The sequence below is a fragment of the Klebsiella sp. CN_Kp097 genome (assembly GCF_040064495.1).
Taxonomy (GTDB): Bacteria; Pseudomonadota; Gammaproteobacteria; order Enterobacterales; family Enterobacteriaceae; genus Klebsiella; species Klebsiella aerogenes.
This window is the reverse complement of sequence record NZ_JBEAIL010000026.1, coordinates 35552-59645: the sequence shown is the minus strand read 5'-3', so window position 1 is coordinate 59645 and position 24094 is coordinate 35552. Positions and strand designations below refer to the sequence as shown.

General features: G+C 50.8%; 19 protein-coding genes and 5 pseudogenes. 7 read left to right on the top strand and 17 right to left on the bottom strand.

Features of this window, described 5'->3' with window-relative positions; all coding sequences use genetic code 11:
• Positions 1 to 202: 202 nt before the first annotated feature.
• From ABLV07_RS20695 to ABLV07_RS20685, 3 genes are all read left to right on the top strand, one after another.
• Entirely contained in the window at positions 203 to 1549 is a 1347-nt protein-coding gene (locus ABLV07_RS20695) for an ISNCY family transposase (protein ID WP_348853787.1), read from the top strand.
• 30 nt (positions 1550 to 1579) lie between these two features.
• Positions 1580 to 2005, top strand: a complete 426-nt coding sequence (locus ABLV07_RS20690) for a helix-turn-helix domain-containing protein (protein ID WP_348853747.1) — start codon at positions 1580 to 1582, stop codon at positions 2003 to 2005.
• Between the two features lie 178 nt (positions 2006 to 2183).
• Positions 2184 to 3581: an ISNCY family transposase gene (locus tag ABLV07_RS20685; RefSeq protein WP_348853746.1), complete on the top strand. Its 1398-nt coding sequence runs from the start codon at positions 2184 to 2186 to the stop codon at positions 3579 to 3581.
• 147 nt (positions 3582 to 3728) lie between these two features.
• Here the strand turns inward: ABLV07_RS20685 and ABLV07_RS20680 are convergent.
• The 3 genes and pseudogenes from ABLV07_RS20680 to ABLV07_RS20670 form a co-directional block, all read right to left on the bottom strand.
• A pseudogene (locus ABLV07_RS20680) lies at positions 3729 to 4152 on the bottom strand (DDE-type integrase/transposase/recombinase); the annotation flags it as partial.
• A gap of 615 nt (positions 4153 to 4767) precedes the next feature.
• Complete coding sequence (gene mscS, locus ABLV07_RS20675; protein WP_348853744.1) at positions 4768 to 5613, bottom strand: small-conductance mechanosensitive channel MscS; 846 nt, start codon at positions 5611 to 5613, stop codon at positions 4768 to 4770.
• A gap of 265 nt (positions 5614 to 5878) precedes the next feature.
• Positions 5879 to 6659, bottom strand: a pseudogene (locus tag ABLV07_RS20670) (integrase core domain-containing protein); the annotation flags it as partial.
• 206 nt (positions 6660 to 6865) lie between these two features.
• Here ABLV07_RS20670 and ABLV07_RS20665 point away from each other — a divergent pair.
• Positions 6866 to 7573 (top strand): helix-turn-helix domain-containing protein, encoded by a 708-nt coding sequence (locus ABLV07_RS20665; protein ID WP_348853743.1) that lies wholly within the window; start codon positions 6866 to 6868, stop codon positions 7571 to 7573.
• A 3-nt stretch (positions 7574 to 7576) separates the two neighbouring features.
• Here the strand turns inward: ABLV07_RS20665 and ABLV07_RS20660 are convergent, their stop codons facing one another.
• Positions 7577 to 10684: an efflux RND transporter permease subunit gene (locus ABLV07_RS20660; RefSeq protein ID WP_348853742.1), complete on the bottom strand. Its 3108-nt coding sequence runs from the start codon at positions 10682 to 10684 to the stop codon at positions 7577 to 7579.
• A gap of 3 nt (positions 10685 to 10687) precedes the next feature.
• The gene (locus tag ABLV07_RS20655; RefSeq protein WP_348853741.1) at positions 10688 to 11857 is read right to left on the bottom strand and encodes an efflux RND transporter periplasmic adaptor subunit; all 1170 of its coding nucleotides are present in this window, start codon (positions 11855 to 11857) and stop codon (positions 10688 to 10690) included.
• 276 nt (positions 11858 to 12133) lie between these two features.
• On the opposite strand from ABLV07_RS20655, the gene ABLV07_RS20650 reads away from it, so the two are divergent.
• Complete coding sequence (locus ABLV07_RS20650; protein WP_348853739.1) at positions 12134 to 12523, top strand: hypothetical protein; 390 nt, start codon at positions 12134 to 12136, stop codon at positions 12521 to 12523.
• A 384-nt stretch (positions 12524 to 12907) separates the two neighbouring features.
• On the opposite strand, the pseudogene ABLV07_RS20645 reads toward ABLV07_RS20650, so the two are convergent.
• The 5 genes and pseudogenes from ABLV07_RS20645 to ABLV07_RS20625 form a co-directional block, all read right to left on the bottom strand.
• Positions 12908 to 13639: pseudogene (locus ABLV07_RS20645) on the bottom strand (transposase); the annotation flags it as partial.
• Positions 13640 to 14681: 1042 nt separating this feature from the next.
• A complete protein-coding gene (locus tag ABLV07_RS20640; RefSeq protein ID WP_348853738.1) occupies positions 14682 to 15005 on the bottom strand; it encodes a hypothetical protein in 324 nt (107 codons plus the stop codon).
• Between the two features lie 61 nt (positions 15006 to 15066).
• Positions 15067 to 15852 (bottom strand): MipA/OmpV family protein, encoded by a 786-nt coding sequence (locus ABLV07_RS20635; protein WP_348853737.1) that lies wholly within the window; start codon positions 15850 to 15852, stop codon positions 15067 to 15069.
• A gap of 96 nt (positions 15853 to 15948) precedes the next feature.
• Positions 15949 to 16077: a hypothetical protein gene (locus ABLV07_RS20630; RefSeq protein WP_348861493.1), complete on the bottom strand. Its 129-nt coding sequence runs from the start codon at positions 16075 to 16077 to the stop codon at positions 15949 to 15951.
• Between the two features lie 98 nt (positions 16078 to 16175).
• Complete coding sequence (locus ABLV07_RS20625; protein ID WP_348853736.1) at positions 16176 to 16874, bottom strand: helix-turn-helix domain-containing protein; 699 nt, start codon at positions 16872 to 16874, stop codon at positions 16176 to 16178.
• Between the two features lie 510 nt (positions 16875 to 17384).
• Here ABLV07_RS20625 and ABLV07_RS20620 point away from each other — a divergent pair.
• Positions 17385 to 18138, top strand: a pseudogene (locus ABLV07_RS20620) (transposase); the annotation flags it as partial.
• Here ABLV07_RS20620 and ABLV07_RS20615 read toward each other — a convergent pair.
• The 3 genes from ABLV07_RS20615 to ABLV07_RS20605 all read right to left on the bottom strand — a co-directional run bounded on the left by ABLV07_RS20615 (position 18123) and on the right by ABLV07_RS20605 (position 19406).
• The gene (locus ABLV07_RS20615; RefSeq protein ID WP_348853786.1) at positions 18123 to 18389 is read right to left on the bottom strand and encodes a transposase; all 267 of its coding nucleotides are present in this window, start codon (positions 18387 to 18389) and stop codon (positions 18123 to 18125) included. The pseudogene ABLV07_RS20620 and the gene ABLV07_RS20615 sit on opposite strands and share 16 nt — an antisense overlap.
• Positions 18390 to 18606: 217 nt before the next feature.
• Positions 18607 to 19101: a nuclear transport factor 2 family protein gene (locus ABLV07_RS20610; protein ID WP_348853735.1), complete on the bottom strand. Its 495-nt coding sequence runs from the start codon at positions 19099 to 19101 to the stop codon at positions 18607 to 18609.
• Between the two features lie 92 nt (positions 19102 to 19193).
• Complete coding sequence (locus ABLV07_RS20605; protein ID WP_348853734.1) at positions 19194 to 19406, bottom strand: DUF1187 family protein; 213 nt, start codon at positions 19404 to 19406, stop codon at positions 19194 to 19196.
• A 382-nt stretch (positions 19407 to 19788) separates the two neighbouring features.
• Between ABLV07_RS20605 and ABLV07_RS20600 the strand changes: the two are divergent.
• Positions 19789 to 20824 (top strand): annotated as a pseudogene (locus ABLV07_RS20600) (IS3 family transposase).
• Between the two features lie 1175 nt (positions 20825 to 21999).
• Here ABLV07_RS20600 and repA read toward each other — a convergent pair.
• From repA to ABLV07_RS20580, 4 genes are all read right to left on the bottom strand, one after another.
• The gene (repA, locus tag ABLV07_RS20595; protein WP_348853733.1) at positions 22000 to 22875 is read right to left on the bottom strand and encodes an incFII family plasmid replication initiator RepA; all 876 of its coding nucleotides are present in this window, start codon (positions 22873 to 22875) and stop codon (positions 22000 to 22002) included.
• Positions 22856 to 22933, bottom strand: a complete 78-nt coding sequence (tap, locus tag ABLV07_RS20590; RefSeq protein WP_072057007.1) for a RepA leader peptide Tap — start codon at positions 22931 to 22933, stop codon at positions 22856 to 22858. The genes repA and tap overlap by 20 nt, the downstream gene beginning before the upstream one ends.
• A gap of 217 nt (positions 22934 to 23150) precedes the next feature.
• Positions 23151 to 23420, bottom strand: a complete 270-nt coding sequence (locus ABLV07_RS20585; RefSeq protein ID WP_001568069.1) for a replication regulatory protein RepA — start codon at positions 23418 to 23420, stop codon at positions 23151 to 23153.
• Between the two features lie 136 nt (positions 23421 to 23556).
• Positions 23557 to 24093: a phospholipase D family protein gene (locus tag ABLV07_RS20580; protein ID WP_348853732.1), complete on the bottom strand. Its 537-nt coding sequence runs from the start codon at positions 24091 to 24093 to the stop codon at positions 23557 to 23559.
• Position 24094: the final 1 nt, after the last annotated feature.

Here is a 24094-nt window from a genome sequence, read left to right as displayed (position 1 = left end):
GGGACTGTACCCAACCACCACAAGGAACAAGAGCTAAACCATGAAATTTACATTAACTGCATAATATTTAACATAAAACGCATTATGCGCATTCATATTGTCAGCACAAAGCGTTATTGTCGTCTCAGCACAATTCACTCGCGTCGTGTACGCTAAGCGTTCATTTTGCTCAGCACAGGACCTCGATCTTATGTTGGTGACTATGACAGACAGAGAACTTTACCGGCTTGGCATCATTCAGCGAGTATTCGACCGGGCTTTGCTTCAGCGTGACGCTGCGGACATTCTTGAACTCAGTGTTCGCCAGGTCCAGCGTCTGGTACGCCTGTACCGGACAGATGGCGCAACCGCGTTTGCATCTTCCCGCCGTGGCCGTCCTGCAAATAACCGTATCGATGAAGAGATCCGCTGCAAAGCCCTGGATTTGATCAGGTGTCACTATGCGGACTTTGGTCCGACGCTCGCCACGGAAAAACTGGCTGAACGCCACCATATTCATCTTTCCGTTGAAACCGTCCGTAACTGGATGACAGCCGACGGCCTCTGGCGTCCTCATTCCCGCCGGCGAACCCGGGTTTATCAGCCACGCTATCGTCGCGACTGTCTTGGCGAACTGGTTCAGATCGATGGCTCGCACCATGACTGGTTCGAGGGCCGCGCCCCGAAATGCTGCCTTCTGGTCTTTATGGATGATGCCACCGGTCGCCTGATGCACCTGCGATTTTGTGATTCAGAAAACGCGTTTGACTACATGATGGCTACACGACAATACATTGATAAACATGGTAAACCAGTTGCTTTTTACAGTGACAAGCATGCCGTATTCCGGGTCAGCGGACCGGAAAGCCGGCGTATCGGCACAACCCAGTTCGGACGGGCTCTCCGGGAACTGGCGATCGAACTGATTTGCGCCAACAGCAGCCAGGCCAAAGGCCGCGTGGAACGGGTCAATAAAACCCTGCAGGATCGCCTGATTAAAGAGATGCGTCTGCAGAATATCAGCTCGATTACCCAGGCCAATCAGTGGCTTGAGTACTTCATGTCCGATTTTAACCGCCGGTTCTCCCGGCTGGCAAAATACCCCAAAGACCTGCACCGTCCGGTCACCCAGAGTCCACAGGAACTCAATGATATCTTCGCCTGGCAGGAGCTGCGAACCTTATCGAAAGCACTGACATTTCAGTACGATAAGATAATGTATATCGTTGATCCCACCGAAGAAAATACCCGAATAGCAGGTGAAAAAATTACCGTTTTTGATTACCCTGACGGCAGCATTGCTTTCCGTCACCGGCACCGGCCGCTGGATTATCAGGTTTTCGATACACTGGCCTGCGTTGATCAGGGTGCGGTTGTCGACAACAAACGGCTGGGCGCCGTTCTGAGACTGGCACAGCAGAAGCAGGACGAGCTGGAGGCGGAAGGAAAGCGAATGCGCAGTAAAAAAATGCCCCGCAGGCGTGCTCAGGAGCGCGTACTGGAAGAGCTCAGGGCGATTAATCCGGTGCTGGCCAGTCCGCAGGATTTTAGCCCCAGTCTGAAACGATGAGCCCTTCCCTCACCTGCGGAACAGATTTGGATGCTGGCAGATGAGGGCGAAATGAACGGCCACTATACCGCATGGCAGATACTGCAGGCCGCGCTGCGCCTGGATCTTATTGAAGCGTACATTGCGCGGGAGATCACGCTGGCGGAGCTGGCACAATCCGCAGAACTCTCCCCCCGCCAGTGCATCCGTCTGGTTAAACGTTACCGCGAATCAGGGCCGACAGGGCTGCTCAGCCGCCGTCAGGGAAAGCCAGGCAATCATCAGTTAAAGGCGGATATTAAAGCCCAGACTCTGCAGCTCATCCGCTCACGCGGCCGGGGCATGAACCCGTCTGCAATCTGGCGAATACTGACCACAGAATATGGTATTCAGATTTCAAAAGAGACCGTGCGGAAACTGATGATTGCCGAGAAAACCTGGCACCCTCGCCCGTCCTCAAAACCTGAATCAGACTAGAGAAAGGATTGCCCGGACTCTCCACAGACGTCACGTCAGCCTGGTTTTAAATACGACATTTGAACATTGGCTAGACACATATTGTAGTGGCTAAATTGAGATGTCCGTCTCTGACCAAATAGACATGTCCGCGCTACAGTCTCACCACAGCGATCACGGCTTTCAAAGGATGAGACTCATGACGGCATACGGAACGGAGTTTTTCTCAATGAACGATGTAAACCGACTCAGGATCCTTCAGGACGTTATAGACCACCGTCTTACCACACGTCTTGCAGCAACCCGGCTTGAGATATCTGACAGACACTGCCGACGGTTGCTGGAGCGCTATCGTGAACATGGGCCGCTTTCACTTTTTAACCGTCGTCGTGGCCAGCCTGGCAACCGGCAACTCATGCCAGGCCTCGCTGAACGCGCACTACGTATTATCCGAGAACGCTACGCTGATTTTGGCCCGACTTTAGCCTGTGAGAAGCTCGCCGAGGTTCATGGGCTGTATCTGGCCAAAGAGACGGTACGCAAGCTGATGACACAGGCTGGTTTATGGATCCCCCGCAAGCTACGGCCGCCTCGTGTACATCAGCCACGACCGCGTCGGACCTGCACTGGAGAACTCATCCAGATTGATGGCTGTGAGCACCGCTGGTTCGAGGATCGTGGTCCGGCCTGCACGCTGCTCGTTTACGTTGATGATGCGACCAGCCGGCTGATGCAGCTTCTGTTCGTCAGTTCTGAGTCCACTTTCACCTATTTTGAAGCCACCCGGGGCTATCTGGAGCGTTACGGTAAGCCTCTGGCGTTCTACAGCGACAAGGCCAGTGTCTTCAGGGTTAACAACAAGCAGGCCACCGATGGAGATGGCCAGACTCAGTTTGGCCGTGCCATGAGCGAGCTGAACATCACCGGTATCTGTGCCAATACCAGTTCTGCCAAGGGCCGTGTTGAGCGGGCTCACCTGACGTTGCAGGATCGCCTCGTCAAGGAACTGCGGCTTCGCGGTATCAGTACCCCCGAGGCAGCAAACGCCTTTGCCGGAGAATTCATGGCTGACTACAACCGCCGGTTTGCAAAGCCACCTCGTCACGATTTCGACGTTCACCGTCCGCTTGAGAATAATGAAAATCTGGAGGCAACATTCACCTGGCGTGAACATCGTAAGGTCTCAAAAAACCTGACACTACAGTACGATAAGAAGCTATATCTGCTTGAAGACAATGAAGAAAACCGGCGTTTTCAGGGGAAGTACATTGATGTTTGGCAGTATCCGGACGGCGCTATTGAGATCCGGGCTAACGGTACTTCCCTGCCCTTCATCACTTACGACCGGCTGGGAGAACTGGACCAGGGAGCCATCGTCGACAACAAACGCCTGGGATGCGCACTGGAAATGATAAAGCTGGTTCAGGACAAGCGTGACAATACCCGCTCACAGGCCCTGCCATCCCTTGACGGACAGACATCTCGCAGAAAGAAACAATCTGGCAGGAAATCACAACGAAGTCTGAATCAGAACGACATGCTGGAAGCCCTGCAGCAACTCCAGACAAGGAGCCAGGAAATCTTTGGCAAAAGTTGAAACATAACCCACATGCGGACATCTTAATTTAGCCACAAAGCGGCCTTTAAAAACAGCCCAGACATACCTTTAAAAACAGCCCAGACATCTAATGTAGGGGCTCAATGATAATGTCTATTTGGGGGCTGCGGATGTTTTCCTGGACTGTTATGTTGTGATCCCAAGATGCTGTCGGTATTTCACCGGACTCATTGCACCTGCGTATGTACCTGTCCAGTATGTAGATAAATTTTTCCAGCGTTATAGCCGCCCAGTTTCTGCCATAGAACATTTCATTTTTGACCCGCCCGAAGAAGCCTTCACACGCCGCATTATCCGACGAACATCCTTTGCGCGACATGGACCTTTTAAGTCCGGATGTGTTGATACGATCACGCCAGCCCGGCCATCGGTAATGGCCGCCCCGGTCGCTGTGTATCACTGGTTTGTCATTTGTGCTGAGTGTGCTGAGCGCATCATCGAGCATGGTATTCACCAGCGTAGCGTCCGGGCGTGTTCCTATAGACCAGCTCACGACCTGGCCATCAAAGCAGTCGATAACCGGCGACAGATAGACTTTTCCAGCCGGAAGCATTTACCGTACCGGTAATAGAGTTCAATGGCCCGGATACACTCCTCATATGAATGCATAAATTAACTCCTGAAGGTCCAGGAATTCGTCCGCACCCCATTGTTGCTCATTGGAATGTCCAGATAAAAGTTTTCAAACCTGTATGCCGAGTCAACAACTCACTTTTCCTGATGAGGAATTTTCTGCGGCTATGCATGAAACCGGGATATTCACCGTGAAAGAAATCAACCATCTCAAAACTCATCAGTATGTAAGCAACCGTAAACTGCGTCCTAGAGCATATCGTGGAGAAAACCCAAGTGGGCCAGACTACTGCACAGGTAGCTGGTATAAAATACTGCTAATTGTTGTCACCAGTCGATGATGGTGGAAGTTGCCAGTCGCAGGTCACTACGTTAGTGTCATTATCAATGTCGCATTCTGGCAGGGGTGATGTCTGTTTTTTAACGCATCCGCTTAACAACACAGCCACTAGTATCATGATTCCTCGGCACAAAATTTTCTGGTAACTCATCCAAAAATCTCATTAAACAACGTTTGTAAGTCCACAAAACTTACTGTCCCCATACACCTTAGAGTATAACTCAGGCATACTCTAAGCTGCCTTGCTTGTGTTTATTTTATTCGATGAAGGTGAACATCTAGTTGCGGAAATGGAATCCCTATTTTATATTCATCAAGTGTTGTTTTAATACTTTCCATCAGGTCGTAGTAGACATCCCAGTAATCCGAGTTTTGAGCCCATACTCGAACAACATAATTCAGGGAAGATGCTGCCATTTCATTTAATCTGACGGTATAACCAAGTTCATGGAGTATTCCTGGCGTCTGTATTATGACTTCCTGAAGAATTCGTTTCACCAATTTAACATCTGTATCATAAGCTACACCAATTACCAAATCGACTCGACGATTGGGTTGACGGGAGTAATTGATGATGTCCCCTGACATAATTTTACTATTTGGAATAATAACTTGTCGGTTGTCTGGCATACGCAGAGTAGTTGAGAAAATGTGAACTTCCTCAACGGTACCAGCCACCCCCCCCATATCTGTATATTCACCAGCTTTGAATGGACGTAGAGAAACTAGTAAGATCCCTGCAGCAAAATTAGCCAAAGACCCCTGTAACGCTAAACCAATAGCTAACCCTGCCGCACCAATAACGGCAATGATGGAACTGGTTTCGACCCCAATTCGGCCCAATGCTGCAACTGCTGAAAAGACAATCAAAGAGTATCTAAGCAGAGTGGCTGAAAACTGAGCGACGGTCTTATCAACGCCGCGACGTAGAAGAAAGCGTTTTATGCCAACAGACAAAATTCGAGCTAAAACTGTTCCCAGACACAATATTATTATTGCACCTATTACACTTATAACGCTTTGCATAATCAAAGTTTCATTTTGTGTTACCCATTTTCCAATCTGTTCGAATTCGGTTACTGCTTTAATCTGCACCATGCTGGATTTGCCCTAAAGTCATGTTGGTTTTAGTAATAATATCGTAAAAATAGACCATGATGACTCTTAAAAAAAACAAAATAATGCTTGAAAAATTTTTCAACGCATTGAATTGGGGGCAGCTCATCACGAGGCACATTATAGCCTCATTCTGTTTTTCCTCTTCTGTAGCCCCATCATTTTTTCATGCGCAAAACATCCAGGTTGCAAAATCAATACGTTCGATATAGCTGAGATAACTTACACCTGGGATTAGATACAACCTTTAGTTAGTAATGTCGTTTGTTTTTTTATATTTCCCGTTTCGCCAGTCTGCTGTAAATTCAGTGATGAGTGTTGACGGTTCACATTATAATCCTGCCGCCTGTCATTAATCTTGTTCCTTGCGCAAACAATATCGCTGAACCATTGCTCATTGAGACACTCATCTCTGAATCGACCGTTAAAAAACTCAATTAATCCGTTCTTAGTCGGCTTGCCCGGCAGGAAAGGCCGATGTTCCAAACCGTGTTCAAAGGCCCATTGTTTCAAGTCTGCAAGTGAGTTCCGGCCCCTGAACGGTGCTTATCTTCACAGGATAGCCACGAAAGAACGCGACACGGTACAGATTATGCGTGACCTGCAACACCTGAAATCCCGAATACGACGACAATCGTCAGGTACTCCTTCGGTAATTATCAACGCAAATCAGGTATTGATCCTGCAACCAGTGGCCAGTACGTCCATAACGAAATTCATCGACCATGTCAGGTTCGGCGCATCCGGCCACAGAAGCGGAAACCGCCCGGTCACCAGTCCTTTACAGTGTCGTCTGCGTTTCACTCTCAGTTTATTAAGGTGGTAAATACGGTATATCCGCTTGAGGTTGATGTGAAGCCCCTCCCGAAGAAGCAACTACACAATGCGTTGGTAACCAAAACGCCCCCATTCAAGCGCCAGTTGCTGATGCTCCCTGAAAAATGCGCGTCAGCAACTGGACGCTGAGTGTCAATGCGGCAGGTCGACAGGGACAAACCTGTAAGTCTACAGGCACGACGTCGCATCACACAGCAACAATCATCTTTTACTGTCGGCCTGATAACAGTGTGGGATTGATAACCTTTGTAAAAAGTAACGATGTGTTTTGCTGACGATGCTTCCTTCTCTTTTCTGTATTAATAGCGTTCCTGTCATTTTTTATCTTCAATCTTCCCAGAACCTATTTGAAGCATTAATGTTATTGCTCTATGGTGCTTGATATCCTGCAAAAGGTATGACACCTTCATATTTTTTGATTCAATGGCTCAGAATGATAACATCCCAAAATCTTTCCCACGGTGATTCACTTCAGTATGTTCTAAGTAAAATCATGGGGTTAAAGCCAATTGGCAGCATTGAACGGCTGATGACTGTGCTACTGCCGCAGGCAGACAAAATAATAGTACGCCGTCCGCGAAGTTTTCATAAGAATGGCCCTGAAATTTACCTCCTCACTGAGGGGGGGTTTGGGTTACACCGACGTGCAGACGATTTGCAAATGAGCATGGCGAAAGCCCCTCATATTTTTGGACTAGCAGAACTGGTAATTCCAGTGGGAAATACTACTTACGTTAAATTTTCTGCAGAAAGTGAGGTTTATGCACTATCTGGGGCAAAAGCCCGGGGATTGCTGGATGAAAACCCAATTTTATGGAGGGATGTTTCGCGGGTTCTCGCTTTTCATCTGCATTTTTCTACTTGGCGTGATCTGCATTTACTGAATGGCAACGCCTACGACACCATTCGCGGCAAGTTAATGGAAATGGAAATGCATGGTGAAAATCTGAAGGAAACAACCACGATTCTCAATTACATTCTCAGAACTACCAAACTTTCGCGTAGTACGATCCTGCGGGTGATGAAAGATCTGACAGATGGCGGTTATGTGGAAGCACAGCGGGGTAAACTGATTCGAATTATTCACCTACCGCTGCGCTATTAGGCCTTATTTTTTGCGGCTAAAGCGTTGCATCACTACTACATAGAATACCGGGACAAAAAATATGGCGAACAATGTGGCAGTCACCATTCCCCCCATGACTCCTGTGCCAACTGCATTTTGCGCACCACTGCCTGCTCCATCGCTTATTACCAATGGTAGGACACCAAGTATGAAAGCAAGCGATGTCATCAGAATTGGACGAAGGCGCATACGTACAGCTTCAAGGGTAGCCTCCATCAATCCTTTCCCCTCTTTCTCCATCAAGTCTTTGGCAAATTCAACGATCAGGATTGCATTCTTCGCTGATAGTCCTATTGTAGTCAATAGACCGACTTGGAAGTACACGTCATTACTGAGCCCGCGGAACGTTGCTCCCATAAGTGCACCAATGACACCAAGTGGCACGACCAATATAACTGCTAACGGCACCGACCAACTTTCATACAGCGCTGCCAGACACAGGAATACTACCACCAGAGAAACAGCGTATAGAGCTGGGGCTTGGTTTCCTGAAAGCTTCTGCTGATACGACATACCGGTCCATTGATAATCAAATCCCTGTGGCAGTTTCGCCGCCAGTTTCGCCATCAGCATCATCGCCTGACCGGAACTACGACCTGGAGCGGGCTCGCCGAGAATTTCCATTGATGGTTGACCGTTATAACGTTCTAGGCGCGGGGATCCATATTCCCACTTCGCTGTGGCGAAAGACGAAAATGGTACCATCTGGTCGTGTTTGCCTTTAACATACCAATTGTTAATATCATCAGGCAGCATCCGATACTCTTCATCCGCTTGAACATAGACTTTTTTCACACGCCCTCTATCAAGGAAATCATTGACGTAAGTTCCGCCGAGTGCGGTGGAAATTGTTTGGTTGATCGCATCATTGCTTACCCCCAGTGCTTCAGCCTTCTCTTGATCTATTTCAAGTTTCATTTGCGGAGCATCTTCCAGCCCGTTCGGACGGATTTTCGTTACCACATTCGGATATTTATGCGCCATAAACAACAATTGATTTCGTGCTTTAGTCAGCGCTGCGTGCCCCTGATTTGCTTTATCGATAAGCTCGAAGTCAAAACCTGTCGCGGTACCCAAGTCGGTAATTGCAGGCAAGTTAAAGGCGAATGCCACGCCATCTTTAATTTGCTGGTGGAAAGCTATGTTGGCGCGACGAATAATTGCTTCCACATGATTTTCTGCGCCACTGCGTTGACTCCAGTCCTTCAAGCTGACGAATGCAAGGCCATTGTTCTGTCCGTTACCGTTGAAACCAAAGCCTGCAACAGTAAACACAGAATTTACATTTTTCGCTTCATTTTTCAGATAGAATTGCGTCACTTTGTCCAAGCTTGCCTGTGTCCGTGCCTGAGTGGCTCCCGATGGCAGTTGTACCATATTCATAAACACCCCCTGGTCTTCGTCCGGTAGAAACGAAGTAGGAAGCAGAATAAACATCGCCGCCATCCCAAGTACTATAAACAGATACAGTGCCATCATACGACCGGTTTTACGAATAATGCGTCCAACACTACCTTCGTAGTGAGCGGTGCTCTTGGTAAACATTTGGTTAAACCAGGCGAAGAAACCTTTTTGCGGCGCATGATTTCCCGGTTTGAGGAGTGTAGAACACAATGCTGGAGTCAGTATCATTGCTGTCATTACCGACAGCACCATTGCCGAGACAATAGTCACCGAAAACTGACGATATATAGCGCCAGTGGAGCCTCCGAAAAATGCCATTGGAATAAACACCGCTGATAGTACCATCGTAATCCCAACCAGAGCCCCCTGAATCTGCGACATCGATTTACGGGTTGCCTCTTTCGGGGAAAGTCCCTCCTCCATCATCACGCGTTCGACATTTTCCACCACCACGATGGCATCATCCACCAACAGTCCAATAGCCAGTACCATGCCGAACATCGTCAGTGTGTTTATCGAGAAACCAAATATCGCCAGCACTGAAAACGTCCCCAAGAGAACAACTGGAACCGCAATGGTGGGGATTAGTGTCGCTCTGAAGTTCTGCATAAACAGATACATCACAAGGAATACCAGGATGATGGCCTCGAGCAGCGTTTTTACCACTTCGTGAATTGAAATTTGCACAAACGGAGTGGTGTCATATGGGTATACTACTTGCATACCTTGAGGGAAGAATGGCTTCAGGGTCTCAATTTCGTTCTTCACCGCTTTAGCTGTATCCAGAGCGTTAGCTCCAGTAGCAAGTTTTATGCCAAGCCCTGCCGCTGGGCGTCCATTGTATTCAGCGCTAGTACTATAGTTCTCACTACCGAGCTCAACGCGAGCCACATCACGTAGACGAACCTGTGAGCCATCTTCATTAACACGCAATATGATATTGCCGAATTGCTCAGGCGTACTAAGTCGCGTTTGGGCGATAATAGACGCATTCAAACGTTGTGATTGTGGGGCAGGTAGAGCTCCGAGTTGTCCTCCGGCAATTTGGTTGTTTTGTGATTTTATTGCTCGTACCACATCCTCTGTAGTGATTTGATAATTATTTAGTTTGTTTGGGTCCAGCCAGACGCGCATCGCATACTGTGCGCCAAATAGTTGCACCTGGCCTACCCCTTGGGTTCGGCTGATAGGATCCTGCACTGTTGAAGCTACGTAATCGGCTAGATCCGCTTGAGTCAGAGAACTTCCTTTTTCACCAGTGAAGCCAACCACCATCAAGAAGCTACTGCTGGCTTTTTGTACATTGATCCCCATACTCTGTACTGTCTGTGGAAGTAGTGGCATAGCCAGTTGAAGCTTGTTTTGCACCTGCACTTGAGCAATATCGGGATCAGTCCCATTGGAGAATGTCAAGGTAATGGTGGCATTGCCCATAGCGTCGCTATTAGAAGACATGTACATTAGTCCATCAAGGCCATTCATCTTCTGTTCAATCACCTGCGTGACGGTATCCTGTACTGTTTTGGCGTCAGCCCCAGGATAACTTGCGGTAATTTGTACCGCAGGGGGAGCAATCGTCGGATATTGCGACACCGGCAATTTGAGGATGGCCAAGGCTCCAGAAAGCATCAATACTATCGCGATAACCCATGCGAAAATCGGTCGATTTATAAAGAAATTTGACACTTTTTATTTCCCCGCAGTGTTAGTCCAAGCTGCCATGCTGTCATCTTCGGTAGGTTTCACTGACATACCAGGATGTAACATTAACTGGCCAGTAACAATCACTCGATCACCCGCTTTCAGGCCAGAAGAAACGCGCCATTGGTTTCCCAACGCTTGTGCTGCAACTACCGAACGCAATTGTGCTTTGTTGTTTTTATCCACTATCAATGCAGTAGCGTCACCACGAGGTGTGCGAGTAATTGCTTGCTGAGGGACCAACATCGTATTTTCACGAACCCCTTCGCTCAAGAAAGCTCGTACAAACATACCGGGAAGTAATATATCGTCTGGATTAGGACAGACGGCACGAATAGTGATCGAACCTGTAGTTTGATCCACCGTAACATCAGAGAATTCAAGTTTGCACTGCAGTGGGTAAAGACGTCCATTATCCAACTGCAGCATCACATCTGCTTTACCATCCTGCTGCTTAATTTCGCCATTTTTTATCTCACTCTTCAGGTGCATGTAATCATCGCTGGATTGTGTAACATCGACGTATACAGGGTCGAGCTGTTGTACGGTGGCAAGAGCTGAAGACTGTGCGTTGGTGACCAGTGCGCCTTCTGTCACACTTGATTTACCAATCACTCCAGAAATAGGAGAAGTGACATGAGTATATTTGAGATTTATTTGGGCAGCCTCAACTTCGGCTTGCATTGCCACTACCTGGGCATCTGCTTGTTTTACATTGGCAATCGCCGTGTCGTAATCCTGCTGGCTAACATAATTATTTTTGACCAGTGCTTTATCGCGACTGGCTGTCAGATGAGCCTGTACTGCTGCTGCTTTTGCCTTGGCCAGATCACCTTTTGCGCTATTCAGGACAGCTGTGTAAGGTGCCGGATCGATCTGATAGAGCGACTCACCTTCTTTGACGTGGCTACCTTCAACAAAATTACGCCTGAGAATAATCCCATTTACTTGTGGGCGGACATCGGCAATACGAAACGCTGAGACACGGCCCGGTAACTCAGTTTTAACCGGAAGAGACTGTGTACGTAAAGTTACAACCCCAACTTCGTGTGGCGCCGTATTGGCCTCTTGAGTAGATGCTTGATCGCAAGCCGTTAAAAGGAAGGCACATGAAATCAATAAGCCCCCTGAAAACATTCTTTGAAAGGTATTAATCATAATTCCGCCTGATAAGTCCGAAAGTATTTTATTTATATAAACCAAAAGAATTATACAAAGACTCAGTAAAAAAAGAGTTTCATTTGGGACTGATTATTGGTTGTCCAAAACCATAACAAGAGTTAGTGTTTTTTTTAGCGACAGGGTAGTTTGGTCTGACTGCGCTATGTTGCATTATTTGCAGCTTTTTACCTTGAAAGTCCGATTGCTCTGCCGTAGAACGCAATTTGCGGCAGAGATTTTTTTGGACACAAAAATGATATGGAGCATAATGCCATGAAATTTCAGAACATTGCCATTGGTCTTTCCTCTCTTATTTTTTCTGGTATGACGCTAGCCGCTGAGATACCAAGCAAACCCGATGAGATGGGTAGCACCTTAAAATTAACTAAAGAGCAAAGAGAGCAACTCATTAAGCTTCACGCCAGCGCTGAGGAGTGTTTCAATAATATTGATGCTGGAGGCTATCAGCCAAAATTGTTTCTTGATATGGTAAAAAAAGGCAAAGTTGATGAAAAAGAATTTAATCAACAGTTAGACCTTCAGAATAAACTGCATGACCAGGCTGCGCATTGTAAAATAACCTACTACACAAATGTCAGCAATATGCTCTCTGCAGAGCAAAAACAAAAATTAGTAGAAATGTATAAAAAAGGAATGCAGTAGATTTTAAGAGCCTGTTAGTAATTCTGTGAAACTGCCACGGTATTAAAGGTGATCGCTTAGTCGGTCACCGAACGCGATAATAAAACGACTCATTGCCAGCCGCCAGTTCTGGGTCGGTATGCTCCATTTTTTCGACACATCCTTGATTGCCATTCCACACCGAGTAATTTGTCCGCCTACGCTCAGTGAATATGGGCCTCGGATAAACACCAGCAGATGCTGGTTATCATTTTCACGCGCCGAGACCGGGTATGCAGCCACGTATAGCACCCGACCCGGGCGGCATAAAAACTAAAGTATGAAAAAACCAGCGCGAGAAGCGCGATCGAAATCATCGGAATCACTGAATCGCAATCATTATGTAAGCAACCCAGCTTCAGTTCCATGCACTTTTTGAGTGTTCCGGTTTTTCAGCCTGCGCTCGGTAATCTCCCGTGCTTCATTCAGTGTTCTGAACAGATAAAAATCCAGGATTTCTGTTCGGTATGTCCGGTTAAAGCGCTCAATGAAAGCGTTCTGCGTCGGCTTGCCCGGCTTGATAAATTCGACCTGCTTGCCATGCTCTTCGGCCCATTGTGCCAGCACCAGCGAGACCAGTTCTGCTTTAACGCTTGCGGTGTCGCCAGTGGTGCTGGATTACGCACAGGCAGCCGCTGTTTTCCTTTGCGGAGAAAATTCAGTTTCAGCAGGCAGTAAATCCGGTGAACACGTTTATGGTTCCAGGTATTACCCTGCCTGCGCAGCAGCTGGAACAGTTTCTTAAAACCGTAGCGCGGATAGCGTTTTGCCACCACCTGCAATGTGTCAATAACGGGTTCATCACGCCGGGTATCAGGCTGATAAAAATATACCGTCCTGCTCAGCGATAACGTCTTTAAGTGCCCGGCACTCAAGGCTCAGGTCGGCAAACATCTGCTTCAAACGTCGATTCTCATCCTCAAGCTCCTTGATTTTTTTAATATCGGCCGCTTCTATCCCCCCATATTTCGCTTTCCAGTTGTAATAGCTGGTTTCCGAAATAGCGGCCTCACGGCACACGTCCTTGACGGTACGTCCGGCTTCAACGGACTTCAGAACGGCGATGATCTGGTGTTCAGAGAATCGGGCTTTACGCATAGCGATCTCCTCAGGGGACATAATCAGTATGTCGGAAGATCTCTAAAAGTGAATGGGCCGTTTTGCCGGGATGCTTACAATCAGAATACGCAGCATAAGGTATTTTTCTTTTGATATTCAATCACTAATACCAAGGGAATGCTAAAATATAAAAAACACCTGACATCAATAATAATAAAACGCAAAAAAAAACCATTAGTCGCAACATTTATTTTTATACTCCAATTATTTAAAAGCACAGAACTAGCTGCATTAGGAAATAAAAATCTTCATAACTAGTAGCCCTCACAGAAGGTGCGGACAGGTTGTCATAGCGTCCCTTTGCAGTACAGATCTGCTGGGAAATTCATCCTGACCGAGGTTCTGCCAAACTGCATTCCTCAATAAAAAAGCCCGACCACAAGATGGCCGGGCAAGTTGTTGTGTTTCGATTTGCCTGCTTCAGCTCTTTTATTTAGCTATCAAAGAACATACCTATATTATTCCGCCATTCGTTTTTTTTCAGTACAATTATGGACTGCTAGCTTTTATTCCTTCAATGAAAACGCCTCTGCAATGTCTCACCCGGGGCACAATAGCAGATACCAGTCTGCCAGTGTCATGGCGCTGGCTGTCAGCAGCAGCACCGCTACCGCACCGGCCACACGGATAATTGTCATGCTTCATCCTGACATTATGAATTTTCTCTCGCCTGTCTGACGGATGTTTTGTTCATCTGCTTTTGGTATCATATAGTGACGGTACCGCTACTCACCACTGCCCACTATCATATATTTTTGTCAACCACCTGCCCCTCAGTCACCAGGGTGAACAGAGCGGCATACAATGGCACGCCTCTTTCCGCCGCCGGTGTCAGTGCAGGGGGGCTTCATACAGGCCGCCGGCAGTAATGAGGTCTATCAGGTACCCCTCCACCTCCATCTCGCTTCCCTTCTCCCGGCCCGGCACCGCTGCACCTCACGCCGCAGCTGAAATATCCCCCGCCCCGTTCTCCAGTGTCAGCAGACGCTGCAGCACCGCCAGGTACCGCGGGAGCACCCTGTCACTTCCCGGAAGCAGCCGGGTCGGCCACGGTCGTCAGCCGTCGCCCCTGCAGCCGGGACTGGGTGGCCGGATTCAGGCAGTACTCCGCCCGGGCATCATACCACTGACGGTTGGCCGAGCCCGGACGGGCCGCATCCCGCGCCGCCTGCCACCATTCCGCGGCCTGGCGCAGCAGGTGGATGACATCATCCGTTGCCGCCGGGCCGCAGGGCAGCCGGCTGATACTGCGCTCCAGCCAGGCTGCCTTCCCGGCCAGCTCCCGGGCGCGGGGGCGTTCCGTACTCAGGGTGAGCGCCGGATGGCGCCGTTGTCGTGCCGTCATTATGTTTTCTCCTGTGAAGCGGGACCGGCGGTACCCTGCCGGTCCCGGTGCGTCAGAAAGGTCAGAAGGCCCAGGTCACCCCGGTCCACAGCATCCCGGTCCCCGTGCCGTCCACCATCTCACTGTCCTGAATGCCCGTGGCCAGATGCGTGTAGCGACCGGTCACAAACGCCGACCAGCGGGGCGCAAAGCGCCAGGTGGCCGACAGCTCCACATACGGGCTCCAGCTGCTCCCCGGACTACCCGCCTTCAGGCCGCTGCGGGCCGCCTCGTCCTGCGAGATACCGTAGTAGTAGCGGGCGGTGTTGGCGTTATCCCAGGTCACCCCGATACCCGGCACCAGGGACCAGTTGCCCCGGGTCCACGGGTACAGCCAGGCGGCGTCCCCCACCAGGCCGTTACTGTTCCCCAGCAGGTCTGCCGCCAGCTCCGTGCGTATCGTGCCCCAGCCGTCGGTATGGTGGCGCCAGCCAAGGCCGCCCATCAGCGTGCTGCGGCGTTTGTTCAGCTGTGAGACCTGACGGTCGTCGCTGTCGTCCGGATTAAAGTGCAGCGGGGAGTAGTAGAGGTTGACCGAGAGCTGGTCCCGGCGGTCCTTCCAGAGCCAGGCGCCGGCAGACAGCCCGTGCACAAAAACGGTGTCGTTGTCATAGTTGATGATCGGCACCGGCCAGATATCGGCATCCGTCCTTTTGTACGGCGACGGGGTCATCAGGGCGGAGAGCCCGATGCTGTCCGGCAGAATATCGTTACCGGCCGCCAGGGCCGTGGCCGGCAGGGTGGCGACAAGCGCCAGTGCCAGCAGTGAACGCCGGCGACGGCGGTCACGTCCGTTAATGTGAAGCATGGTAGTCCTCATGGTCAGAGTGATGGTGAACGGGTGGTCAGTTCTCTGGCCAGACTGACAGCCACCCGCTGCCAGCCGGCATTCAGTCTGTTCAGCTCATCCGTTGCCGTGATCCGCGCCGGACAGCACGGATGCCGCGGATTGAAACGGCATGACGCGAAGGGCTTCCCCCGTTTTCGCTGAGAGCAGCACCACAACGGCAATGTCAGCCTGTCCGTCAGGCATGAATGCAAACCGGCTGAGCACCACCGTCATCGTCCGGCCGGCCTGTTGCGGGTCGGGGGGGCCGGCCAGCCTGCTGCCGTGTACGTGGGGATGACACCTCAGTACTCCGCCGGCAGGTGCTGCACACTCACCAGGCGTCCCTGACGCATGGTGATGTACTCCCCGGCCCGCAGATCACGCAGTATCAGCGCCACCACCGAACGGGACAGGGGGGTGCGGCGCTGGATGAAGTTCAACACACTGGTACTCTCCCGGAAGGCCGCCGGCGCATGCATCAGTTCCATCAGCTTGCCGCACACCGTGTCATAGGCCCGCGACGTGGTCAGCTCCCGGTCGCGCTGGCCGGCAAACTGCAGGGCATAGGCCAGTAGGTGGGCCACATCCGTCCACAGTGACGGCGTCTCCTCCAGGATCCGCAGCACCTTGTCGCGGCCCACCCGCAGCATCCGGCTGTCCGGATGCTGTGCCAGCAACCCCGCCTGCCCCGGCTGCAGCAGGTTCGCCAGCCCGATGACGTACGGCGCGTGCACCGTGGTCAGCACCAGCCCGTCCGTGATGCGCAGCATGTCAAGGTTGCCCTGCGTCAACAGGTACACCACCGGGGTGTCGGGGCCCAGCGGACAGGTGCTGCGGGTACGCAGCGCCCGCCCGTGCGGCAGGAGTGCCTGTATCAGCCGCTGTATTACCGCCTCCGGGCGCGGGACCGGCCGTGCCGGGGAGAAGTCCGGGGTCGTCAGTCCGGAGGTGAACGGCGCGTCTGCCGGCAGGCCGGCAGCAGGAAGCCGGGATAATGTCATTCTCAGGTCTCCGTGAAAGGGATGCAGTCTGCAGAGCATAGCGCATAACCGAGCCGGACTCAGTCAGCCGGGGGGAGTCCGGTGGCGGACTGACGGCGACAGGGATGTTCAGGCGTACCAAGTGCCCGCGGGACATGGTGAGTACCCCCTCCCGGCGCCACAGGGTTCATGCTTCCGCGGGTCAGCAGGCACAGGTCGGTGCTGCCAAACCGACGCAGGGCATCCACCCCGGGGGCTACCGGGACCGAGAGGGGTAACAGGGCGACCATCAGCGTCCGGACATCATCCGGGGCACAGGGCTGGTCTGCCGCGCCCGCGGGGTCGGGAGGAAAGCGCTCCGGATACACCGGACGGGCAGGCGGATGGACAGAGGACATCAGGTTCATGGCGGACATAGTGACACGCTCCGGAAAAAGTGTGGGTACGAAAATGGACTCCGTGACCTGCTCTCAGTTGATTAATACACCCCGATGTCAGTAATGTCTTCATAAGCTACATGAGGACATCCCCATGAAGAATCGTTTTTCCGACGAACAGATCATCAGTATTCTCCGCGAAGCGGAAGCCGGAGTTTCTGCCCGTGAACTCTGCCGCAAGCACGCCATTTCCGATGCCACTTTCTACACCTGGCGCAAGAAGTTTGGTGGCATGGAAGTTCCTGAAGTGAAGCGGCTTAAATCTCTTGAAGAGGAGAACGCCCGCCTCAAGAAGTTGCTTGCCGAAACCATGCTGGATAAGGAGGCGCTTCAGGTGGCCTGGGGCGAAAGTACTGTCGACAGACCAGAAGCGGGAAGGCGTGGTGTTGATGTGTGATGCGACCGGTCTGTCGCAACGTCGTGCCTGCAGGCTTACACGTTTGTCCCTGTCGACCAGCCGTTATGACGCTCAGCGTCCATCTGCGGATGCGCATTTATCAGAGCGTATTACTGTGCTGGCGTTTGGACGCAGACGTTTTGGTTATCGGCGCATCTGGCAGCTGCTGTGTCGGGAGGGCCTTCACGTCAATCACAAGTGGGTATACCGTATCTACCACCTTAATGGACTGAGCGTAAAATGCAGACGACGCCGCAAAGGACTGGTGACCGGGCGGTTTCCGCTTCTGTGGCCGGATGCGCCGAACCTGACATGGTCGATGGATTTCATTATGGACGCACTGGCCAACGGTCGCAGGATCATGTGCCTGACCTGTGTGGATGATTTCACGAAGGAGTGTCTGACGATCACCGCTGCTTTCGGTATTTCAGGTGTTCAGGTCACGCGTATTTTTATGATATTGAGTGATTCCGGTGCCGCAGTAGCTACAGGTCGTGAGCGGGAGGAGGTTGCAGGGACAACATCTTCGGCATCAAGTGTTATGGGGAGCAGCTCAGGCACGCTGTTTTCTGTTGTTGAAGGAGGGTGTAGTTTTCCTTCGCGCCAGTACTGGCGCCACTTGAACAGCAGATTATCGTTGATCCCATGCTCACGAGCGAGTTGCGCTACGGAGAGCTCTGGTCGATGCGAGAGTTCAACCATTTTGATTTTGAACTCAACGGGATAATTAGAGCTTTTTTTTACGTACTGTGGTTAATGATTTCATGGATAGCGTCCACCATATTTGGTGTCCACTATCCGCTCAGGAATTTCAGGATCTGCCAGACAGTGCTGAGACGACGCTTACTGTTGGTCTCCCTTTTGGGCATAAAAAAAGCCCCGCCAGGTTCCGGAACCTGTGGATCACTTGAAAAGAATGTTATTCATTTGGCGGCAGGAACTCAGCGGGGAGAGGCCCAGTGATGTAGCTGTCGGCAGTGCGGCTGGCGAACAGCCATTCACCTTCCACTTTTTTGATCACATCAACATACTGACCCACACTCATGATGCTCGCAGCGGGCTGAGCATTTTCCTGAAGTAAAATCATCGTCACCGGGGTGTAAGCATGGATGGTGTCATGGCTAATCTGAACCAGGATGGTTTTTCCCGCAAAATGTACACCGCTGGCACCTGTCTCATAAGAGGATTTATATGCCTGCTCAGTAAACTTCGCAAGCGCTACACGTCCTTTGATTACTGTAGTCCCTCCCTTTCCGTCCGGAAAGCTCAGTTGACCATCTTGAGTGAAAAGAAGTGCGTAAGCATCAGCTTTCCCATGATCAAAAGCAGGGCCGTACTGAGCCAACAGTTTCGTTACTGCAGACTCATCTTTCGGGTTTAATTCATGGCATAAAGCATCGACTGTCTGATTCATAGCATAACCCCTTTATTCATGATGACATGACAGATTATCAATCGGCACTGTCAAAATAGAAATCTTCATGCAACATAATATTTTTCGTGGCATTAAGGTTTGTTGACAATACTCTTCTTGGAAGGATCAACCTTCTCACATTTAAAATTTTCCAGCTTCACTTTTTCACCGAATGATCGCCCCGCCTCACGGGATTTGAAAAACATCTGTTCGCATTCCTTTACTGACAACTCCCGGGCGGAGTAGCGAAGCCAGTTTGCTGGCGCGCCACCAGGTTTAATAATGGTTGCGGTTATTTTGAACATCATGTCTCCTGCAATTTCTCCAGACCTACCATAAACTGCACAATTTGTTTCAGGCAGAATGAGTGCGGGATTATCTAACACTGATGAGCAAGATTTTACCGAAACCTGTAAGCATTCTTTTCTGATACGGAAAGCCCGGAACGCTTAACCAAATCCTGAAGACAGTGAAACTTAAGTAACCAGAGGGAGCGCCACCAGCTAAGCCTGTGCCGGTTATAGGTTCGGACATTGGACCACCTCAATTGTTGTGAATCCTCTCAGAACGAGGGGAAAGATATCAGGCCGCAGGCTCACGCGTTCACAGTTAATCTGAAATTTTAGTCTGGACCTGAAATGTGGAGTGCCCCCGAGCCCGTAGACAAATCTGCCCTATAGTTTGAGCATAGGAGGGGTCTATGGCACACCACGTTTTACCCCTGAATTTAAGGAAGAAACTGTCCGCCAAATCACCGAGCGGGGCTATTCCATCGCTGAAGTATCTGAACGACTCGGCATTTCGGCGCACAGTCTTTATAAATGACTCTGCGCTGTTAAGCCTGACAACGATGGGCAACAGGCACAGGACTTACTGGATGCCAGAACAGAAATTCTCAGGCTGAAAGCGCAGCTTAAACGCACTGAGGAAGAACGGGATATTCTGAAAAAGGCAGCGCGGTACTTTGCAAGGGAGCCCGACTGAAGTACCGCTTTATCAACGATCACCGTGAAATCTGGTCGATCGTTACAATGTGTCGGGTTCTCAAGTTGCCCGTGCCGGATTTTATGTCTGGCTCCATAACCCTGGATCTGCCGGAAAAAAGGATAACCAGCGACTGCTGGCGCTCATACGGACTCCTATACGCTGAGTGGTGGGGTTTATGGTTATCGCCGAATTCACGGCGATCTTCGTGAAATTGGTGAAGTGTGCAGCAGAAACCGGGTCGCCAAAATCATGAGAAAAACAGGATACAGGCCATACATGGTTATAAAGTGCCACGCGGGACCCGGGGTCGACCGTCACTGATAGCGCTTAACCGCGTACAGCGTGAATTTAATGTGGTAAAGCCCAATCAGGTCTGGGTAACAGATATTACCTATATCCACACCTGGCAGGGCTGGCTGTCTCTGGCAGTGGTCATCGATCTCTTCGCCCGTAATGTGGTGGGCTTATCGATGAAACCAACACTGTCGTGCGAGCTAGCACTGGATGCGTTGCTGATGGCGGTCTGGCGGAGTAAGCCTTCAGAAAACGTCATTGTGCACAGTGAGCAGGGTAGTCAGTATGGCAGTGATGACTGGCAGCGGTTCTGCCGGCCCAACAATCTGGCGCCAAGCATGAGCCGTCGCGGAAACACATTGAAGTGTACTACAACCGGTCTCGGCGCCACAGTTACCTCGGCGGCGTCAGTCTGGAGGCTTTCGAACTGGCCTCGTCGTGAGGACAGAATTTGTCTACAGGCATGGGGCAGTCCACTCACAGCACAAAGCAGACGTTAAAGCCTACAGCATCGGGAAGCTTCCGGATGCCGCGTTAGCGGCATGGAGGCGCCAGATGAAGCTGCATGTATCTGTGGAGTTATATGGCGCCGAAAGCCCGGCGTAGTCGGCTTCTGGATCACAAATTCTGCCTGTCGCCCCCTGCCCTGGTTAGCTTTAATCAGCTCACAGAAATGAAGGAGTTAAGGTAATCCCTTTCAACCCCGGTGAGCGGGCTTTACGGCGTTTACGACGTAAAGGGCGTGATTTCCGGGGCCTTAGCGGCGGCAGCTTGCTGCTGACGCTTAGGGGGATGTTCTTCAATTAATTCAGCGACACCGGGGAACTTAACACGATAGCTGCAAAGCTATAACCGCATAAAACGTCACAGACGCCTCTGTACGCGGTCGGAGTGGCCCCGGCAAGGCGTTAGCCGCAGTTGGGGCGTATCTCCGCGTTAGCGCCGCTTAGGCACTTACGAGCGTGTACCCCAGAACTGACCGCAGCACCACTCACAGCGACGAAGAAGAGTAGTTACAACACCCATCATTAAAAGCGCACTACTCCCGGCCTTCGGCCGGGGGCGGCGGCGCTTTTCAGTGGTGGGGAGGGGCTGGGGCGATCAGATCGGCGCCGGTTTGTTTGTCTGATAAGCTCTTTTGAATGCTGTAACTAATATTTCTCCTGCGCCCATGCCCGCCGCTTTGCGGCGGGAGGTACTTAATGTTGTTGCCGAACCGGCGCGGACGTGAGTCCGCTGCAAGGGCGGGCATTCTAAGGAGCCTGTCCACAGGTCAGGCGATGAACAGGTTATATCTTTATAAGAGAGAAAAATTCTTTATTTAAAAGAAGTACAGAGCAGGTTTTTAAAGGAAACCACGCACTTTGAAATGACTTCGCCTGGCGCTCTGTAGCCATAACGGTTCTAACCTTATGGAAACTTCCCTTGCAGTTATTTGTGGGTAACTGAATTCAGTGGCCGAAAGTGACGACAGCGATGAAATTTCTGGCCATTCTGATGGCCGAAAGACATGGGATTTGGTGAACAGCCCCTCCACGTAGCTCAGATAATAAGCAGTGGCGGGAAGCAGACGTGCGGAACCCTCCGGCGTCAGCCGGATTTTTCACACAGGAAGGGTTATAGGGGGACGGTGGCCAGCCGCGTGTAGTTGTTACCGCGCGACATCAGCATGCGCTCTTTAACTCGGCGCTCCAGCTCCCGCTTCATGGCATCAAGACCACCGGTAAAGCGTCCGCAGGCGTATTCCCGCGTCAGCTGTTGTTTCACCAGGGTCACAATGTCCTTGCGGGTTCTGCCCGCGTCACGACGTGCACGGGCACGTTTCAGGCCATGCTGTTTACGTTCGGACTGGTAGCTGCGGAACCTTTCGCGCACAAACCGCCAGGACTTCGCGATCAGCTCGTCCATCTCCAGCGGCTTTAGGTTCTGTTTTTTGCGCTGCTGATTTTCCCATTCCACGCGGCTGCGGCGGGCAGCCACAACAGCCACGTCAGAAACATCGAGCGCCGAGAAAAGTGCCGGTGTGAAGGTGATATCAGTCGGGATATTGCAGCCAATCTGGGGGTCGTATTCGGTCTGATAGGTAATCAGCCCCAGCTCCGCCATAAATTTCAACGCCCGTGTGGCACGGGTGATGGACAGATTGCCGGTTTTCGACTCGGTGGCCAGTCCGCATTCAATAGCCAGATTGGTGATGGAACGCTGGACACGGTTGGCCAGCGGGTCATAGTGGAAACACAGTCCCTGGAGCAAGGCATCGATGGCCCGACGGCGCAACAGTGGCGGCATGCGATGACGCTTACCGAGTGAGCGCACGAACGCCACATGAACAGAAAAATCAAAACGGGACGTGAAGCCCTCGGCTTTTGCCATCAGCTTACGGCAGAACGGCAGTGTCTTTTTTCCTTCTCGCGGCGTGAATTCCGGATTCGGGTTTTTGACCTGTCGGTAATGAGTGAACGGTGTTTGGGTGTCAGTCACTTCTTCCTGCACTTACAATGCACGGAAGGAGTAAATGCCACAGAAACAAGTATTGAACTTTTCTGAGCATAAAACTATACTCCCTGCATAGCCTGATTGATGGCTATACAGTTTAATTAGGCCCCGTTAATCTTCTTCCCGTCGCCAAACTAGATGAAGATTATCGGGGTTTTTGCTTTTCTGGTTCTGGGTAGACACCTCATCAGAACCAGTTCCCTGCCACCTTACGGCGTGGCCAACCAGAAATCTCTAAACGATCAGTAATCTAGCACTCATCGCCAGTAGGATCAAGAATGTGACGTCGTTACGCCTATTCCAAGCTTGGCTGATTCCATTTCGATAAGCCTTTCAATCATTTCCGCCTGGGTGATCCCTTCATTTTCACACATTAACTGAAGCTGGCTTTTAAGCGAGTCACGCACAAACACCCTCACTTCTTTATGCGTGGCTTTTTTACGTGCAACAGCTTTCTGCTGACGCTCTGCAGCAGAAAGCGGATTCCCTTTTCTGTAGGGACGTTTAGATGAGGAAGTAACTGCGTTAACGACCTGTGACATCTCTGCCTCCTCAAGCATTTAACAAAATACTTGGACAAAGATACTACACGTAGCCAGATGCAGCGAGAGTCTATGTTATTTTTTGTTATATAACCTGCCCTTGTTGGCGCAATGAACAGGTTATTCAGCGAGGGGGTTAATACGAAGAACTCCAGTCTTTTCCCATCTCCCAACGAGTTTGCCAGTGCTGCAGATAGGTATTTGCCAGAACAGGATAATCCCGGATGACCAGGGCATTTTCGGAGTTATTGCGTGCCGCCGCCCTGCTGAAGTTGAACGAGCCTGTTTCGACATTACGGCCGTCAGTGATGATGACCTTGTCATGCATGATTTTGAACTGGCTGACGGTACGCACCGGGATGCCGGCATTCACCAGCAGATTCATTGCCGCCACACCGGCCCTGCCTTTTGTACTGTTCGCTTTCCAGTCAAGAACAGCCTTCACATCTACCCCACGCTGTTTTGCCTGAATCAACGCTCGCGTGACCTCCGGCGATGTAAAGCTGTACCCCATCAGACGAATACTTTCCTGTGCGGTATCGATAGTGTTCAGCACCAGCTGCAGCGCAGAACCCTCGGGTGAAAATCCTGCCTGTACCGTTGGCTGAGCAACTGCACCACCTGAAACCATTAAACAGACCGCCAGGAGACCAGACAGTGTTGAACGTTTCATT

Coding starts and splice junctions, on each gene's coding strand:
- ABLV07_RS20695 (WP_348853787.1), top strand. CDS start 203: ATGACAGACAGAGAACTTTACCGGCTTGGCATCATTCAGCGAGTATTC.
- ABLV07_RS20690 (WP_348853747.1), top strand. CDS start 1,580: ATGCTGGCAGATGAGGGCGAAATGAACGGCCACTATACCGCATGGCAG.
- ABLV07_RS20685 (WP_348853746.1), top strand. CDS start 2,184: ATGACGGCATACGGAACGGAGTTTTTCTCAATGAACGATGTAAACCGA.
- mscS (WP_348853744.1), bottom strand. CDS start 5,613: ATGGTGCAGATTAAAGCAGTAACCGAATTCGAACAGATTGGAAAATGG.
- ABLV07_RS20665 (WP_348853743.1), top strand. CDS start 6,866: ATGACACCTTCATATTTTTTGATTCAATGGCTCAGAATGATAACATCC.
- ABLV07_RS20655 (WP_348853741.1), bottom strand. CDS start 11,857: ATGATTAATACCTTTCAAAGAATGTTTTCAGGGGGCTTATTGATTTCA.
- ABLV07_RS20650 (WP_348853739.1), top strand. CDS start 12,134: ATGAAATTTCAGAACATTGCCATTGGTCTTTCCTCTCTTATTTTTTCT.
- ABLV07_RS20640 (WP_348853738.1), bottom strand. CDS start 15,005: ATGACGGCACGACAACGGCGCCATCCGGCGCTCACCCTGAGTACGGAA.
- ABLV07_RS20635 (WP_348853737.1), bottom strand. CDS start 15,852: ATGCTTCACATTAACGGACGTGACCGCCGTCGCCGGCGTTCACTGCTG.
- ABLV07_RS20630 (WP_348861493.1), bottom strand. CDS start 16,077: ATGCCTGACGGACAGGCTGACATTGCCGTTGTGGTGCTGCTCTCAGCG.
- ABLV07_RS20625 (WP_348853736.1), bottom strand. CDS start 16,874: ATGACATTATCCCGGCTTCCTGCTGCCGGCCTGCCGGCAGACGCGCCG.
- ABLV07_RS20615 (WP_348853786.1), bottom strand. CDS start 18,389: ATGGTTGAACTCTCGCATCGACCAGAGCTCTCCGTAGCGCAACTCGCT.
- ABLV07_RS20610 (WP_348853735.1), bottom strand. CDS start 19,101: ATGAATCAGACAGTCGATGCTTTATGCCATGAATTAAACCCGAAAGAT.
- ABLV07_RS20605 (WP_348853734.1), bottom strand. CDS start 19,406: ATGTTCAAAATAACCGCAACCATTATTAAACCTGGTGGCGCGCCAGCA.
- tap (WP_072057007.1), bottom strand. CDS start 22,933: ATGCTCAGAAAAGTTCAATACTTGTTTCTGTGGCATTTACTCCTTCCG.
- ABLV07_RS20585 (WP_001568069.1), bottom strand. CDS start 23,420: ATGTCACAGGTCGTTAACGCAGTTACTTCCTCATCTAAACGTCCCTAC.
- ABLV07_RS20580 (WP_348853732.1), bottom strand. CDS start 24,093: ATGAAACGTTCAACACTGTCTGGTCTCCTGGCGGTCTGTTTAATGGTT.